Consider the following 14,906-nt stretch of genomic DNA (forward strand, 5'->3'; position numbering starts at 1 on the left):
CCGCGTAATGCGGCAAAATTGGGGCCTGTAACAGGGCGGCGAAATAAGGGAGAGGGGCGACGCCCTCTCCGATCCGTTATCAGTTGCTCTGTCGACGCAGGAAGGTCGGGATCTCGAGCCCCATCTCATCCTGCTGCACGGGTCGCGCCGCCGGCCGGGCGGGTGCCGTCGCGGCCGGCGCGGCCATCGAAGGCTCCATCCGGACGGAGGGGGCGGCGTGCGTCGGCGCGGCCGCTTCCGGCAGGGTCCGGCGCATCATGCTGCTGCCGAGGCCCGTCGCCTTGCGGAACAGGCCGAAGACGGTGGCGGTCGCGGCCTGGCCGCGCGGCGCATCGATCGCCGCCGGACGCATCGCCGGCGCCGGTTCCTGGTAGTGCGCCGCCGGGCTCATCATCACCGGGGCTGCCTCGACCGATGCCGGAGCAACGGCCGCTTCGGCCTGCGGTGCCTCGTAGTGGGCCATCGGCTCGGCCGAGGCCTCGACGACGGCGGGGCGCATCGCCGGCATGGCAGCGGCGGGCGCGGGGTCGGTCGCGCGGCGCACGAAGGAGGTCGCGGCCGGGCGCGGTGCCGCGGCCGGCGCCACGGACTGCGTCGCGACCGCCGCGACAGGGGCTACGCCGCCATTGACGACGAGCTTCGGCCGAACGGCTTCCTCCTTCGCCACGAGGTCGATGCCGGTGGCCACGACCGAGACGCGCACGCGCCCGTTCATGTCCTCATCGACCGAGGTGCCGAAGATGATGTTGGCGTCCTCGTCCACTTCCTTGCGGATGCGGTTGGCGGCCTCATCCACCTCGAACAGCGTCATGTCGAGGCCGCCGGTGATATTGATCAGCACGCCGCGGGCGCCCGCCATCGAGATGTCCTCGAGCAGCGGGTTGTTGATCGCGGCCTCCGCGGCCTTGCGGGCACGGTCGTCGCCCTCGGCCTCGCCGGTGCCCATCATGGCCTTGCCCATCTCGGCCATCACCGTGCGGATGTCGGCGAAGTCGAGGTTGACCATGCCCGGATTGACCATCAGGTCGGTCACGCCGCGCACGCCCATGTACAGCACGTTGTCGGCCATCTTGAACGCTTCCTGGAAGGTGGTGCGTTCATTGGCCAGCCTGAACAGGTTCTGGTTCGGGATGACGATCAGCGTGTCGACGAAGGATTGCAACTCGTCGATGCCGGAATCGGCGGACTTTTTCCGCTTCGGCCCTTCGAAGTCGAACGGCTTCGTCACCACGCCGACGGTCAGGATGCCGCGCTCACGCGCCATGCGCGCGATCACCGGCGCCGCACCCGTGCCCGTGCCACCGCCCATGCCGGCGGTGATGAAGATCATGTGCACGCCTTCGATGTGGCGCGCGAGTTCCTCCATCGCCTCCTCGGCCGCGGCGCGGCCGATCTCCGGCTTCGCGCCGGCACCGAGGCCCTGCGTGAGGTGCGGCCCGAGCTGCACGCGGCGCTCGGCCTTCGAATGGAACAGCGATTGGCTGTCGGTGTTGGCGACGAGGAACTCGACGCCGTCCAGCCCCATCGCGATCATGTTGTTGACGGCATTCGTGCCGCCGCCGCCGACGCCGACGACCGTGATGCGCGGGCTGAAATCCGTATGCATGCTCTGCGGCAGGGTCAGGGTCAGGGTCATGGGCGGGCCTCCTGTTGAAGCTCTACGGGATCGCGTCGATTCGTGGCGAGGCCTCGATTCACACGCGGTCCTTGATCCAGTTGACGAAACGGTGGAACGCGCTTGCGGTTCGTGCGGGACCGGGCGCGATGTCGAGAACGGGGCGGCCTTCGCCGGCACCCCAGAGAAGCAGGCCGATCGCCGATGCGAAGGCGGGGCCTGAGGCGGCCTCGGCAAGGCCGCGCACGGCAAGGGGACGGCCGACGCGCACCTGCCGATCAAGAATTCGCGCGGCGAGCTCGCGCACGCCGACGAGCTGGCTGCCGCCGCCCGTCAGCACGACGCGCGTGCCGCCCTCCTTGCCGAGTCCCGCCGCGTCGATCTTCTCGCGCAGCAGCTCGAAGGTCTCCTCCATCCGCGGCTTGATGATGCCGACAACCATCGCGCGGGGAATGCGGGCGATGGCGTGTTCATCCTCGCCCAGCAGCGGGACGGGCAGGTATTCACGGTCGTCGTCGGACCCCCCGTGCACACTGCCATGCAGGGTCTTGATGCGCTCGGCATGGGCGACGGGCGTCGAGAGCACGGTCGCGAGATCGTTCGTCACCTGCCCGCCGCCGACCGCGATCTGCGCGGTGTGGACCAGATGGCCCTCGCTGAACACGGCGAGCGATGTCGTGCCGCCGCCCATGTCGATCACGGTGGCGCCGAGCTGCTTCTCATCCTCGACCAGCGTGGCGAGGCCGGCGGCGAAGGGGGCAGAGACCAGTTCCTCCACCTCCAGGTCGCAGCGCAGCAGGCAGGCACCGAGGTTGCGCAGCGATGCCTGGGAGGCACTGACCATGTGCAGCCGCGCGCCCAGCGTGTCGCAGATCATGCTGCGCGGATCGTCGACGCCGGGGGTCGCATCCACGGTGAAGCCGAGCGGGATGGCGTGCACCGTCTCCCGCGCTTCCTCCACCGTACGGCGGCGGCCCTCGTTGAGAATGGCGCGGAGGTCGTTCTCGGTGACGGCGCGGCCGCCGATGCCCCACTGGATGTTGAGCTGGCGGCTGTCCGGCTGGCCGCAGGACAGGTTCACGATGGCGCCGGGGATGCGGGTGTCCGCCATCTCCTCCGCCTGGCCGACCGCCGCGCGGATGGCGCGTTCCGCTTCCTCGAGGTCGACAATCGACCCGCCCTTCACCCCGCGCCCGCGCTGCCAGCCGAAGCCGAGCACGCGCGGCGAACCATCGGATTCGATGCGCGCGATCAGGCAGACCGCCTTGGTCGAGCCGATATCGATGACGCCGAAGGTGCCGCTGCGCGCCTGGCGGCGCTTGCGCGGCGGCTGGCCGGGTTCGACGGGGGCGGGAAGGCGGGCCATCTGGTTCATCCGCGGCGCGCCCTCGTTGCCTGTTGCTGCTGGGCCGGCGCCTCGGCGGGCTCGGCCTGCCGCGTCGGGCGTAGAACCAGCCGGTCCGGCAGGCGGAGATCGATGGCGGCGAGTGGCCGGTCGAGCAGCTTCGCCTCGCGCTGCAACTCGGCCAGCCGATCGATCGCGGCGGGCTCGGCGCCTTCCGGCAGCAACACGTCGGCGCCGTTGTGCAGCCGCAGATTCCAGCGCCGCTCATGTATGCGGACCATGGCTTGGACGCGCTCGGCGACGTCAGGCTGGCGGCGCAGCATGTCGTGCAGCGCCGCACCCGCGGTGTCTGCCCCGGTCCCGACCAGCAGTGGCAGCGGACCGAACTGATCGAGCCCATCGGAGGCCACGACGCGCCCCTCGCGGTCGATGATCACGAAGCGACCGCCGTTCTGCCAGATGGCGAAGGGCCGGCGTTCGTCGATCCGCACCAGGATGGTGCCGGGCAGGCGACGCTCGACATGCGCCTGCTGCACCCAGGCGATGGTCTCGATGCGCGCCCGCGCCGCCTCGGGGGAGAATTCCAGCATCGGGTCGCCGCGCGATACGCCGAGCGCGGCGCGGATCATGTCCGTCGGCGTGTTGCGGCGGCCCTCGAGGATCACCTGCTGCACTTCGAGGCCGAGCCCGTCGCCGACACCCGAGAAGGATTCGGCGATGCTGCGCACCCGCCCGGCCGGATCGACCGCGCGCACTGCCAGAACCACCACCGCGATCGCGCCGAAGCCGAGCGTGCCGTAGATCGCCGGCCATAGCAGCGAGCGCCGGCGCTTCACCCAGATGCGCAGGCGCGACGGCCGCTCGGGCTCCTTCTGCGGCACCGACGTGCGGGAGAGCCGTTCGCGTGCGGCGGCGCGGCCGGGGTCACGCGCCATGCCGGGCCTCCTTCACCATCCAGGCACAGAGGGCGGGGAAGGGGATGCCGCAATGCGCGGCCTGTTCCGGCAGCAGCGAGGTCGGCGTCAACCCGGGCTGGGTGTTCACCTCGAGCAGGACGAGGTTTCGTTGCTCCTCGTCATAGCGGAAGTCGGCGCGGGAAGCGCCGCGGCAGCCCAGCGCCTGATGCGCCCGCAAGGCGACGTCCAGCGCCCGGGCATAGTCCTCCTCCGGCATCCGGGCCGGGACGACGTGGCGCGAGCCGCCGGCCGCATACTTCGATTCGTAATCGTAGAAGGTGCCGGCATCGGCGAGGATGTCGGTGACGGCGAGTGCGCGATCACCCATCACGCCGACAGTCAGCTCGCGGCCGGGAACATAGGCCTCGACCATCGCATGGTCGCCGTAGTGCCAGCTGCGGGCGATCTCGGCGCGGCAGTTGCTGCCGGTCTTGACGATGTGGACGCCGACCGAGGAGCCCTCATTCACAGGCTTCACGACATAGGGCATCGGCAGCGGATCGGCGGCTTCCAGCTCGTCGCGCGTGACCAGGCGGTGCTCGGCGATGGGCAGGCCGGCGGCGCGGAACACGGCCTTGGCGGCGGCCTTGTCCATGGCCAGCGCCGAGGCACGAACGCCCGAATGGGTGTAAGGAATGCCGAGCCAGTCGAGCACGCCCTGGATGCAGCCATCCTCGCCGTAGCGGCCGTGCAGCGCGTTGAACACCGCATCGGGGCGCGGGTGGGTCAGCGCGTGGATGACGGCGGGCAGATCCTCGGTCACCTCGATTGGGAGGACGTCGAAGCCAGCTTCGCGCAGGGCAACGATGCATTCGCGGCCGGAGGAGAGCGAGACCTCTCGTTCCGCCGATTTGCCGCCGTAGAGGACCGCCACCGTCTGCGTCATGCCGGCCTCCCGATACGCTTGATTTCCCATTCGAGCTCAATGCCCGAGGCCGCCTTCACGCGGGCGCGGACCTGCTCGCCGAGGGCTTCGATCTCAGCCCCCGTCGCGCCGCCGGTGTTGAGCAGGAAGTTGCAGTGCTTCTCGCTGACCTGCGCGGCGCCGAGGGCCAGGCCACGGCAGCCGGCCTCGTCGATCAGCTCCCACGCCTTCCTGTCGCCGGGCGGGTTCTTGAAGGTGGAACCGCCGGTGCGGGCCCGGACGGGCTGCGTCGCCTCGCGCGCGGCGCGGATCTCGTGAAGGCGCGCGGCGATGGCCGTGGCGTCGCCGGGCGTGGCATGAAAGCGTGCGCGGGTAACGACAGCGCGCGCGGGCAATTCGGCGCGGCGATAGGCGAAGCGCAACTCGCCGGCGGTGAGGCGGATCAGGCCGCCGGGCGTGGCGAGCTCGGCCCAGTCGAGCACGTCCTTGACTTCCGCGCCGTAGGCACCGGCGTTCATGGCGACGGCGCCGCCGATGGTGCCCGGGATCCCGACGAGGAATTCCAGCCCGCCCAGCGCGTGCTGCGCAGCGGTTTCCGCGACCGTGACGTCGAGCGCCGCGGCGCCGGCGACGATTCCGTCAGCCTGCGCGTCGATATCCCCGAAGCCGCGGGCGAGGCGGATCGTCACGCCTTCGATCCCGCCATCGCGGACGATCATGTTCGACGCCGCGCCGATGACGGTGAGCGGCGTCGCCGCCGGCACCTGCTTCAGCAGCGCGACGAGATCATCAGCATCCGCCGGCCTGACCAGCGTGTCGGCGTTGCCACCCACCCGAAACCACGTCTGCGCCCCGATCGGCGCATCATGAGCGATGCGCCCCCTCAAGGGCGGAGTCGAGGTTCCCAAAGGCCTTTCGGCCTTTGGTGGGGTGAGGTTCGGAGAGGGGCGACGCCCCTCTCCGATGGCGGCCGCGGCCATCATCACTTCATCGCCCCGGCTAGCCGCCCGCGCGACCGCTGCTGCAGGTCCTGCAGCTGACCGGGAAGCGCATGTGCCCAGGCCGTGATGTTCCCCGCCCCGAGGCAGACGACGTAGTCGCCCGACTTCGCGATGGCGTGGATCATCTCCGGCAGCGAGTCCGGCCCCGGCAGCGGCACGACCGAGCGGTGCCCGCGGGCGCGGAGCCCTTCGACCAGCGCGTCCTTGTCCACGCCTTCGATCGGCTGTTCGCCGGCGGCGTAGACATCCGCGACGATCACCGTGCCGGCGTCGTTCATGCAGGTGCAGAAATCCTCGAACAGCGTCGCGAGGCGCGAATAGCGATGCGGCTGCACCACGGCGACCACGTCGCGCGCGCCGGCTTGGCGGGCGGCCTTCAGCACGGCGGCGATCTCGACCGGGTGGTGGCCGTAGTCGTCGATCACGGAAATGCCTCCGGCCTCGCCGGTGCGGGTGAAGCGGCGCTTCACGCCCTTGAAGCCGGCCAGCGCGGTGCGGATGGTGGTTTCGTCCACGTCCATCTCGACGCCGATGGCGATGGCGGCGAGGGCGTTCTGCACATTGTGCTGGCCGAGCATCGGCAGGCGGAACGGCTTCATGGTGCGCGTGCGGCCGCTGGCGCGGTCGGTGATCGTCACCTCGAAGGTGGCGCCCATGCGATCCGTGATGACCTTCTCGGCGCGGACATCGGCCTGGGGGGAGAAGCCATAGGTGACGATGCGGCGGTCCGACAGGCGCGGGATCATCGCCTGCACTTCGTGATGGTCCATGCAGAGCACCGCGAAGCCGTAGAAGGGGATGTTGCCGACGAACTGGGCGTAGGCTTCCTTCATGGCCTCGCCCGTGCCCCAGTGGTCCAGGTGCTCGGGGTCCATGTTGGTGACGACGGCGACGACGGCGGGAAGTTTCAGGAAGGAGCCGTCGGATTCGTCGGCCTCGACGACCATCCAGTCGCCGGCACCCATGCGGGTGTTGGTGCCATAGGCGTTGATGATACCGCCGTTGATGACGGTGGGGTCGAGCCGGGCGGCCTCGAGCACCGCGGCGACGAGCGAGGTCGTCGTCGTCTTGCCGTGGGTACCGCCGATCGCGACGGACCATTTCAGCCGCATCAGCTCCGCGAGCATCTCGGCGCGCCGCACGACCGGAATGAAGCGCTTGCGGGCGGTGGCGACCTCCGGGTTGTCGCGCTTCACGGCGGTCGACACGACGACCACCTGCGCATCACCGAGATTGGCCTCGTCATGGCCGACGGCGACCGGAATGCCAACGGCGCGCAGGCGCTGCACATTGGCGCTGTCGGCGATGTCGCTGCCCTGCACCTGGTAGCCGAGCACATGCAGCACCTCGGCGATGCCGGACATGCCGATGCCGCCGATGCCGACGAAGTGGATCGCACCGATGTTGAGCGGCAGCGCGCGCATCAGGCGGCCCCCATCGTCGCGCGGCGCGCGAGCGCCAGCACCTGGTCGGCGAGGTCCCGCGCCGCCAGCGGGCGGGCGAGGGCGGCAGCCGCGGCGGCAGCCGCGACGAGGCGATCGGGTACGGAGAACACGGCGGTCAGTCTTTCGGTCAGCGCCGGCGCGGTGAAGGCCGGCTGCGGATAGACCCAGGCGGCATCGGCCTGCGCGAGCGCGCGGGCATTGGCGTTCTGGTGGTCGTCGATGGCGGAGGGCAGCGGGACGAGGATCGACGGGCGGCCCGCGCATTCCAGCTCGGCGACGGTGGAGGCGCCGGCGCGCGCGATCACGAGATGCGCGGTAGCGAGCCTGCCGGCGATGTCCGGGAAGAACGGCGCGAGGTTCGCGACGACGCCGGCCGCGCGATAGGCGGTCTCGGTGCGCGCGAGATCCTCGGCGCGGCATTGCTGCGTGACCAGCAGCCGTGCCCGGATCGCCTCCGGCAAAGCGGCGACGGCGGGCGGGACGATGTCGGCGAAGACGCGGGCACCCTGGCTGCCGCCGGTGACCAGCAGCTTGAGCGCACCGCCGTCGAGCGGCGCCGGGTAGGGCTGCCCCGCCAGGGCGGCGAGCGCCGGCCGCACCGGATTGCCGACGACGGCGCTGCGCGTGCCCGTGGGGACGTTCGTCGTGTCCTCGAAGGACAGCGCCAGCAGGTCGGCCGCACGCGCCATCAGCCGGTTGGCGCGGCCGAGCACCGCGTTCTGCTCATGCAGGATGATGGCCGGCCGGCGCGACACGCCGAGGAGCCGCGCCGCGGCGAGCGGCGGAAAGGAGGCATAGCCGCCGAAGCCGACGACGGCCGAGGGCATCAGCATCGCCATGTGCCGGCGTGCCTGCATTGTGCCCGCCATCAGCTTCATCGCGCCGCGCGTCGCGCGGCGGATGCCGCGTCCGGACAGGCCGGCACCCGACAGTACGAAGCGCTCTGCATTCGCGAAGGCCGCGCTGTCATAGGCGGCGGAGCGTGCATCGGTCATCAGCGCGATCCGCTCGCCGCGGCGCAGCAGTTCCGCCGCCAGCGCCTCGGCGGGAAACAGATGACCGCCGGTCCCGCCGGCGGCGATGATGATGGGCTGGGCCATGGGGCCTCTCACCGAAGCCCCCCCGCCGCCATCATGGGCGCGGCGGAGGTGTCCTCGGCGGCGTCGCCCGCCCTTGCGCCGATCCGCCGTCGGGTCAGCGCCAGCAGCATGCCCATGCCGATCGCGATGGCGAGCACCGAGGACCCGCCATAGGACACGAAAGGCAGGGTCATTCCCTTGGTCGGGATCAGATGCAGGGTGGACGCCATGTTGACGAAGGCCTGCAGGCCGAACTGCGTCAGCAGCCCGGTGCCGGCCAGCATCACGAACAGGTCGCCCTCGGACAGCAGGCGCATCAGGCCGCGCACCACGACGAAGGCGAACAGCACGAGGATGACCATGCAGATCACCAGGCCGAATTCCTCGCCGGCGACGGCGAAGACGAAGTCGGCATGCGCGTCGGGCAGCACGTTCTTCACGCGGCCCTCACCCGGTCCACGGCCGAGCAGTCCGCCATTGGCGAAGGCCTCCATCGCCACGCTGACCTGATAGGAATCGCCCGAAGTCGGGTCCAGGAAGCGATGCACGCGCGACTGCACATGGGGAAACAGCAGATAGGCGCCGACCGCGCCGGCGATGCCGATGCCCCCCACCGCGCCGACCAAGAACAGGTTCATGCCGGCGACGAAGAACTGCGCGAAGAACACCGCGGCGACGACCAGCAGCATGCCGATATCAGGCTGTCCCTTCAGGATCGCGCCGACGGCAAGGAACAGCCCAAGTGCGATGGATGCGCCCCAGACCTTGGACCCCGGCATCTTGCCCTCGGCGATCAGCCACGCCGCCACCACGGCGAAGAAGGGCTTGAGGAACTCGGATGGCTGCAGCGACATGCCCGGGATCGGCAACCAGCGCCGCGCGCCCTTGATCTCGGTTCCGACGACCAGCGTCGCTGCCGTCAGGAGCAGCGCGACGGCGAAACCGGCCAGCGCGAAGCGCCGTACCCCGCGCGGAGAGAGCAGCGAGACGGCCACCATCAGCCCCGTCGCCGCCATCAGGTACACCACCTGCCTGAAGAAGAACATGTGGCGCGAGGAAGCACCGATGCGTTCCGCCACGGCCGGAGAGGCGGCGAGCATCATCACATAGCCGAAGCCGATCAGCGCCAGCAGCGCGGCGAGCGTCCAGCGATCGACCGTCCACCACCAGCGGCCGAGGATGGAGGTGTCGGCACGGGAAAAGGCCATCACGCGCTCTCCTCGGCGATGGCGCGAGACAGCGCGCGGAAGCGGTCGCCGCGCTGGTCGAAGCCGGTGAACTGGTCCCAGGACGCACAGGCGGGCGAGAGCAGCACCACCGGCGCGGCACCGGCGAAAGCGGCCTGCGCGGCCGCGCGCGTGGCGGCCTCCAGCGTGCCGGCCACCTCATGTGCAACGCCGTGGGCCGCGAGCGTCTTCGCGAGCAGCGGCGCATCGCGCCCGATCAGGAACGCCTTCGCGATGCGCGGGAACAGCGGCATGAGCGAATCGATGCCGCCTTCCTTCGCTTCGCCGCCGGCGATCAGCACCACGCGATCATAGGATGCCAGCGCCCGCGCCGTGCTGTCGGCGTTGGTCGCCTTGCTGTCGTTCACGAAGACGACGCCGCGCGCCTCGGCGACCCGTTCCTGCCGGTGCGGCAGGCCCGGATAGGTGATGAGGCCAGCGGCCACCTCTGCCCGCGACAGCCCGAGCACGAAGCAGGCGGCGGCCGCCGCCGCGGCGTTCTGCGCATTGTGGCTGCCCGGCAGGGCGGGCGCCTCGTCCAGGTCGAGGATCACGCCGTCCTCGTCGCGCAACAGGCGCCCCTCGGCCCAGACGCCGCGGGGTTGCGCTGTCTGTCCCGAAATCGGCACGACCCGCGCCTTCAATCCGCGACCCAGCGCGGCGGTCATCGCGTCATCCTGACCGACCACCGCGACGTCCCCAGCGGTCTGCCGCGCGAAGATCCGAGCCTTCGCAGCGGCATAGCCGGCCATGTCGCCATGTCGGTCGAGGTGGTCCGGGCTGAGGTTGAGCATGACAGCCACGTTGAAGCGCAGCGTGGCGATTCGCTCCAACATGTAGGACGACATTTCGAGGGTGTAGACCCCGTCGGACCCCAACATCTTGAGTCCGAGCGCCGGGGGGCCGAGATTGCCCCCCACCTGCGCCGGCCGACCCGCCGCCGTCAGGACGTGGTGGATTAAGGCCGTGGTGGTGGACTTCCCGTTGGTGCCGGTCACCCCCACGAAGCGTGCCCCGGCATGGGCCGCGAGCACCGCGCGGTAGAGGAACTCCGCATCGCAGAGGATCGGCGCGCCGGCAGCCTGTGCAGCCAGCGCCGCGGGATGCGACTCCGGCAGGCGATGCGGGATGCCCGGGGAGAGCAGGAGCGCGTCGGCGCGGAAGCGCCCCTCAGCGGCGTCGCGGACGGTCAGCCCCGCTTCCTCGGCGGCGCGCCGCGCCGGCTCACCATCATCCCACGCCTCGACCTCCGCACCCCATTCGGCCAGGCGCAGCGCCGCCGGCAGCCCGGCGCGGCCGAGCCCGACGACGGCGATGCGCGCGCCAAGGAAGGGGGTGAAGGGACGGGCCGGGGTCATCGGATCTTGAGCGTGCTCAGGCCGACCAGCGCCAGGATCATGGCGATGATCCAGAAGCGAATGACGATGGTCGGCTCGGCCCAGCCCTTCTTCTCGAAATGATGGTGCAGCGGCGCCATCAGGAAGACGCGCCGGCCGGTGCGCTTGAACCAGAAGACCTGGATGATGACCGAGACCGTCTCGACGACGAACAGCCCGCCGACGATCGCCAGCACGATCTCGTGCTTCGTCGCCACCGCCAGCGCGCCGAGCGCGCCGCCGAGCGACAGCGATCCGGTATCGCCCATGAACACCGCCGCCGGCGGTGCGTTGAACCATAGGAAGCCGAGCGCCGAACCGATCAGCGCCGAGGCGAAGACGGCGAGCTCGCCGGTGCCCGGCACGTAGTGCAGTTGCAAGTAGTCGGCGAACACGCGATTGCCGACCAGATAGGCGATCAGCGCGAACACCGCGGCCGCGATCATCACTGGCACGATCGCGAGCCCGTCCAGCCCGTCCGTCAGGTTCACGGCGTTGGACGAACCCATCATCACCAGCATGCCCACCAGCGGGAACAGCAGGCCGAAGGGCACCAGCACTTCCTTGAAGAAGGGCAGCGCGAGACCGTCGGCGAGCGCGCCCGGCATCAGCGCCGTGATCCACAGCGCGACGACCAGGCCAAGCCCCGCCTGGACGAACAGCTTGGCGCGGCCCGACACGCCCTTGGTGTTCCGCTTGGTCACCTTCAGCCAGTCATCCGCGAAGCCGAGCGCGCCGTACCCGACCGTGACCAGCAGCACCGCCCAGATCAGGCCGGACCGCAGATCCGCCCAGAGCAGTGTCGAGACGACGAGCGCAGTCAGGATCATCACGCCGCCCATGGTCGGCGTGCCCTTTTTTTCGATCAGGTGCCGTTCCGGCCCGTCGTCGCGGATAGGCTGGCCGCCGCGCTGGAAGGACCGCAGCCAGCGGATGATCGGCGCGCCGAAGACGAGGCAGATCAGCAGCGCCGTGATGCACGCCGCACCCGCGCGGAAGGTGTGGTAGCGCGCGAGATTGAACAGAAAGAAGCTGTCCGCGTAGGGCGTGAGGAGGTTGTAGATCATGCCGCCGCGCCTTCCGTCAGCGCAGCCACGACGACCGCCATGCGGGAGCCGAGCGAACCCTTCACGAGCACGGCGTCGCCCGGCCGCAGCGCGGCCTTCAGCACGGGGGCGAGGGTGGCGGAATCGGCGAGATGCGCGCCGCGCTTCACGTCGGGCAGCGCGCGATACAGATGACCCATCAAGTCCCCGCAACAGAAAACGAGATCGCAGGCAGCGGCGGCATCGGGGGCGAGCGAGGCGTGGATCGCCGCCGCATCCTCCCCCAGCTCGCGCATGTCCCCCAGCGCCGCGATGCGCCGGCTCGCCGCCTGCGCGCCGAGCACGGCGAGGCCGGCGCGGATCGAAGGTGGCGAAGCGTTGTAGGAATCGTCGATCAGCAGCGCATCACCGCCGGCGACGGCGATGCGCGTGCGCCTTCCGCGCCCGGCCGGCGCCCCGAAGGCCGGCAGCGCGGCTGCAGCGCTGCGCGGCGATAGCCCAAGCGCGGCAACGGCGGCGAGCACCGCGCAGGCGTTCAGCGCGACATGGTGCCCGGGTGCCGCCAGCGTCACGCCGATGCGCTCGCCATGCAGCATGATCTCCGCATGGCCGCCATCCCCGGCGCCGTCGTACGAAAGCAGCCGCGCATCGGCGCCCGGCGTCTCCCCATGGGTCAGCACCTCGAGGCCGGCAGCGCGTGCGCGGGCCGCGAGGCGCGGCGCGAAGCGGCTATCGGCGGGCACAACGAGCGTGCCGCCCGGCGCGATGCCGGCGATGATGTCGCCCTTCTCCTCGGCAATCGCCTCCTCGCTGCCCAGGCGGCCGACATGGGCGCTGCCGAGATTGGTGATGACCCCGACGCGCGGGCGAGCCAGGCGGCTGAGCGGCTCGATCTCGCCGCGATTGTTCATGCCCATCTCGATCACCGCGAAGGCGGCATCGGCCGGCAGGCGGGCCAGGGTGAGCGGCACGCCCCAGTGGTTGTTGTAGGATGCGGCGGCGGCATGCGTCGGGCCGAAGGCGGACAGCGCGACGCGCAGCATCTCCTTCGTCGTGGTCTTGCCGACGGAACCCGTCACGCCGACGAAGGCGGCTTCGCTCCGCGCACGCGCCGCGGCGCCGAGCGCGGTCAGCCCCGCCAGCGTATCGGCCACGCGCAGCAGCGGCGCGCCGGGTGCGACGCCCGGCGGGCTGTGGTCGACCAGCGCGGCCGCCGCGCCACGGGCCAGTGCATCGGCGACGAACTCATGCCCATCGCGCACGTCGCGCAGCGCGACGAACAGGTCGCCCGGCGCAATGCTGCGCGTGTCGATGGAAACGCCGGTGACCGCGACCTCGGCATCGAGCGTGCCATCCGTCGCGCTGCGCAGCGCTGCCGAGGTCCACAGCGCGTTCATAACGCTGCCCCCGCGAGGCGGCGCACCACCTCGGCATCGTCGAAGGGATGGACGATGCCGGCGATCTCCTGACCGGACTCGTGGCCCTTGCCGGCGACCGCGAGCATGTCGCCGGGGCGCAGATCGGACAGGGCGGCGGCGATCGCCGCCTCCCGCGACCCGGCATCGATGGCGCCCGGCGCGCCGGCCAGCACGGCGGCGCGGATCGTCCCAGGATCCTCGCTGCGCGGGTTGTCGTCCGTGACCCACACGGTGTCGGCCGCATCCGCGGCGGCACGCCCCATCAACGGCCGCTTGCCCGGGTCCCGGTCGCCGCCGGCACCGAACAGCACATGCAGCCGCCCGGTGGTGTGCGGCCGCAGCGCGGCAAGCAGCCGCGCCAGCGCATCCGGCGTATGGGCGTAGTCCACATAGACCGCCGCTCCATTGGCGAGCACCGCCGCGCGCTCCATTCGCCCCCGGACGCCGCGCAGCGCCGGCAGGGCGGCGAGGGCGCGATCCGCCGACTGTCCCGCACCGATGGCGAGTGCGGCGGCCAGCAGCACATTGTCGGCCTGGAACCGGCCGGGCAGGGGCAGATGGATCTCATGCGCCGTGCCGAAGGCGCTCAGCGACAGCGCCAGCCCGTCCGGCAGCGGCCGGGCGGCATGCAGGCGGATCGCCTCGCCGGCCTCGCCGACACTGAGGAGGCGAAGCCGCCGCCGCGACGCGATCCCGCGCAGCGCCGCGAAGGTCTCAGGCTCCATCTCGGTGCAGGCCGCCGCCGCGGCGCCGACGGGCAGCAGCGTGTCGAACAGTCGCAGCTTGGCGGCGCGATAGCCCGCCATGTCGCCATGATAGTCCAGATGGTCGCGCGTCAGGTTGCTGAACCCCGCCGCTGCCAGCACCACCCCGTCCAGCCGACGCTGGTCGAGCCCGTGGGAGGACGCCTCCATGGCCGCCGCGCCGAAGCCCGCCCGCGCAAGGGCGGCTAGCGTCGCATGCAGCGATATGGGATCGGGCGTGGTCAGCGACGGGCCCGGTGGAAAGCCTTCGGCCACCAGCCCCAGCGTGCCGAGCGAAGCGGCGCGCTCGCCGCCCGCCGTCCAGATCTGGCGCAGGAAGTCGACCGTGCTCGTCTTGCCGTTGGTGCCCGTGACGGCGACGACGCTGCGCGGCTGCGCACCGTGGTAGGCGGCGGCCATCAGCGCCAGCGCCCGGCGCGGGTCGGCCGAGGTGATCAGCGGCCGTACCGGCACGCCCGGCGGCCATTCCGTGCCTTCCGGCGCCAGCACCGCCGCCGCGCCGCGTTCCACCGCATCCGCGATGAAGGCGCGCCCGTCGCTGCGCGCGCCGGGCAGGGCGGCGAAGACCATGCCCGGCCGGACGGCGCGGCTGTCGGCCGTCAGACCGGCGATCGCCGCATCCCCGGCCGTTCCGGCAAGGCCCGCGCGATGCATGATCTCACCGAGGCGCAAGGCTCGCCTCCCGCTGCACGACCTGGCGGGGCGTGATGGCGGCGGGCGGCTGGATGGCGGGGCGGACGGGGCTGGTGCGTGCGGGCGTCGCGGCGTCG

At 71.2% G+C, this 14,906-nt stretch carries 12 protein-coding genes; all 12 read right to left on the bottom strand.

The window, feature by feature from the left end; genetic code table 11:
• Positions 1-79: 79 nt before the first annotated feature.
• The gene (gene ftsZ / locus GXW78_RS24700; RefSeq protein WP_211871578.1) at positions 80-1,636 is read right to left on the bottom strand and encodes a cell division protein FtsZ; all 1,557 of its coding nucleotides are present in this window, start codon (positions 1,634-1,636) and stop codon (positions 80-82) included.
• Between the two features lie 58 nt (positions 1,637-1,694).
• Positions 1,695-2,990, bottom strand: a complete 1,296-nt coding sequence (gene ftsA, locus GXW78_RS24705) for a cell division protein FtsA (RefSeq protein WP_211871579.1) — start codon at positions 2,988-2,990, stop codon at positions 1,695-1,697.
• Positions 2,987-3,895, bottom strand: a complete 909-nt coding sequence (locus GXW78_RS24710; protein WP_211871580.1) for a cell division protein FtsQ/DivIB — start codon at positions 3,893-3,895, stop codon at positions 2,987-2,989. Before GXW78_RS24710 ends, ftsA begins: the two co-directional genes overlap by 4 nt.
• Entirely contained in the window at positions 3,885-4,802 is a 918-nt protein-coding gene (locus tag GXW78_RS24715; RefSeq protein WP_211871581.1) for a D-alanine--D-alanine ligase, read from the bottom strand. Before GXW78_RS24715 ends, GXW78_RS24710 begins: the two co-directional genes overlap by 11 nt.
• Positions 4,799-5,668: a UDP-N-acetylmuramate dehydrogenase gene (murB, locus tag GXW78_RS24720; RefSeq protein WP_408904217.1), complete on the bottom strand. Its 870-nt coding sequence runs from the start codon at positions 5,666-5,668 to the stop codon at positions 4,799-4,801. The genes GXW78_RS24715 and murB overlap by 4 nt, the downstream gene beginning before the upstream one ends.
• Before the next feature lie 95 nt (positions 5,669-5,763).
• Complete coding sequence (gene murC, locus GXW78_RS24725; protein WP_211871582.1) at positions 5,764-7,206, bottom strand: UDP-N-acetylmuramate--L-alanine ligase; 1,443 nt, start codon at positions 7,204-7,206, stop codon at positions 5,764-5,766.
• Positions 7,206-8,327, bottom strand: a complete 1,122-nt coding sequence (gene murG, locus GXW78_RS24730; protein ID WP_211871583.1) for an undecaprenyldiphospho-muramoylpentapeptide beta-N-acetylglucosaminyltransferase — start codon at positions 8,325-8,327, stop codon at positions 7,206-7,208. The genes murC and murG overlap by 1 nt, the downstream gene beginning before the upstream one ends.
• Before the next feature lie 8 nt (positions 8,328-8,335).
• Positions 8,336-9,514 carry an FtsW/RodA/SpoVE family cell cycle protein gene (locus GXW78_RS24735; RefSeq protein ID WP_211871584.1) on the bottom strand — a complete coding sequence of 393 codons (1,179 nt, stop codon included), beginning with the start codon at positions 9,512-9,514 and terminating at the stop codon, positions 8,336-8,338.
• Positions 9,514-10,890, bottom strand: a complete 1,377-nt coding sequence (gene murD / locus GXW78_RS24740; protein ID WP_211871585.1) for a UDP-N-acetylmuramoyl-L-alanine--D-glutamate ligase — start codon at positions 10,888-10,890, stop codon at positions 9,514-9,516. Before murD ends, GXW78_RS24735 begins: the two co-directional genes overlap by 1 nt.
• Positions 10,887-11,975 carry a phospho-N-acetylmuramoyl-pentapeptide-transferase gene (gene mraY, locus GXW78_RS24745; RefSeq protein WP_211871586.1) on the bottom strand — a complete coding sequence of 363 codons (1,089 nt, stop codon included), beginning with the start codon at positions 11,973-11,975 and terminating at the stop codon, positions 10,887-10,889. The genes murD and mraY overlap by 4 nt, the downstream gene beginning before the upstream one ends.
• On the bottom strand, positions 11,972-13,351 hold the full coding sequence (locus tag GXW78_RS24750; protein ID WP_211871587.1) for a UDP-N-acetylmuramoyl-tripeptide--D-alanyl-D-alanine ligase: 1,380 nt from the start codon (positions 13,349-13,351) through the stop codon (positions 11,972-11,974). The genes mraY and GXW78_RS24750 overlap by 4 nt, the downstream gene beginning before the upstream one ends.
• Positions 13,348-14,790, bottom strand: coding sequence for a UDP-N-acetylmuramoyl-L-alanyl-D-glutamate--2,6-diaminopimelate ligase (locus tag GXW78_RS24755; protein WP_211871588.1), 1,443 nt, complete (start codon positions 14,788-14,790; stop codon positions 13,348-13,350). Before GXW78_RS24755 ends, GXW78_RS24750 begins: the two co-directional genes overlap by 4 nt.
• Positions 14,791-14,906: the final 116 nt, after the last annotated feature.

The organism is Neoroseomonas terrae, from assembly GCF_018129025.1.
Classification (GTDB): Bacteria; Pseudomonadota; Alphaproteobacteria; order Acetobacterales; family Acetobacteraceae; genus Neoroseomonas; species Neoroseomonas terrae.

What these genes read in the sequence shown, in the direction of transcription:
- mraY (WP_211871586.1), bottom strand. Translation starts at nt 11,975, where the DNA reads ATGATCTACAACCTCCTCACGCCCTACGCGGACAGCTTCTTTCTGTTC.
- GXW78_RS24715 (WP_211871581.1), bottom strand. Translation starts at nt 4,802, where the DNA reads ATGACGCAGACGGTGGCGGTCCTCTACGGCGGCAAATCGGCGGAACGA.
- ftsZ (WP_211871578.1), bottom strand. Translation starts at nt 1,636, where the DNA reads ATGACCCTGACCCTGACCCTGCCGCAGAGCATGCATACGGATTTCAGC.
- GXW78_RS24735 (WP_211871584.1), bottom strand. Translation starts at nt 9,514, where the DNA reads ATGGCCTTTTCCCGTGCCGACACCTCCATCCTCGGCCGCTGGTGGTGG.
- GXW78_RS24755 (WP_211871588.1), bottom strand. Translation starts at nt 14,790, where the DNA reads ATGCATCGCGCGGGCCTTGCCGGAACGGCCGGGGATGCGGCGATCGCC.
- murC (WP_211871582.1), bottom strand. Translation starts at nt 7,206, where the DNA reads ATGCGCGCGCTGCCGCTCAACATCGGTGCGATCCACTTCGTCGGCATC.
- GXW78_RS24750 (WP_211871587.1), bottom strand. Translation starts at nt 13,351, where the DNA reads ATGAACGCGCTGTGGACCTCGGCAGCGCTGCGCAGCGCGACGGATGGC.
- ftsA (WP_211871579.1), bottom strand. Translation starts at nt 2,990, where the DNA reads ATGAACCAGATGGCCCGCCTTCCCGCCCCCGTCGAACCCGGCCAGCCG.
- GXW78_RS24710 (WP_211871580.1), bottom strand. Translation starts at nt 3,895, where the DNA reads ATGGCGCGTGACCCCGGCCGCGCCGCCGCACGCGAACGGCTCTCCCGC.
- murG (WP_211871583.1), bottom strand. Translation starts at nt 8,327, where the DNA reads ATGGCCCAGCCCATCATCATCGCCGCCGGCGGGACCGGCGGTCATCTG.
- murD (WP_211871585.1), bottom strand. Translation starts at nt 10,890, where the DNA reads ATGACCCCGGCCCGTCCCTTCACCCCCTTCCTTGGCGCGCGCATCGCC.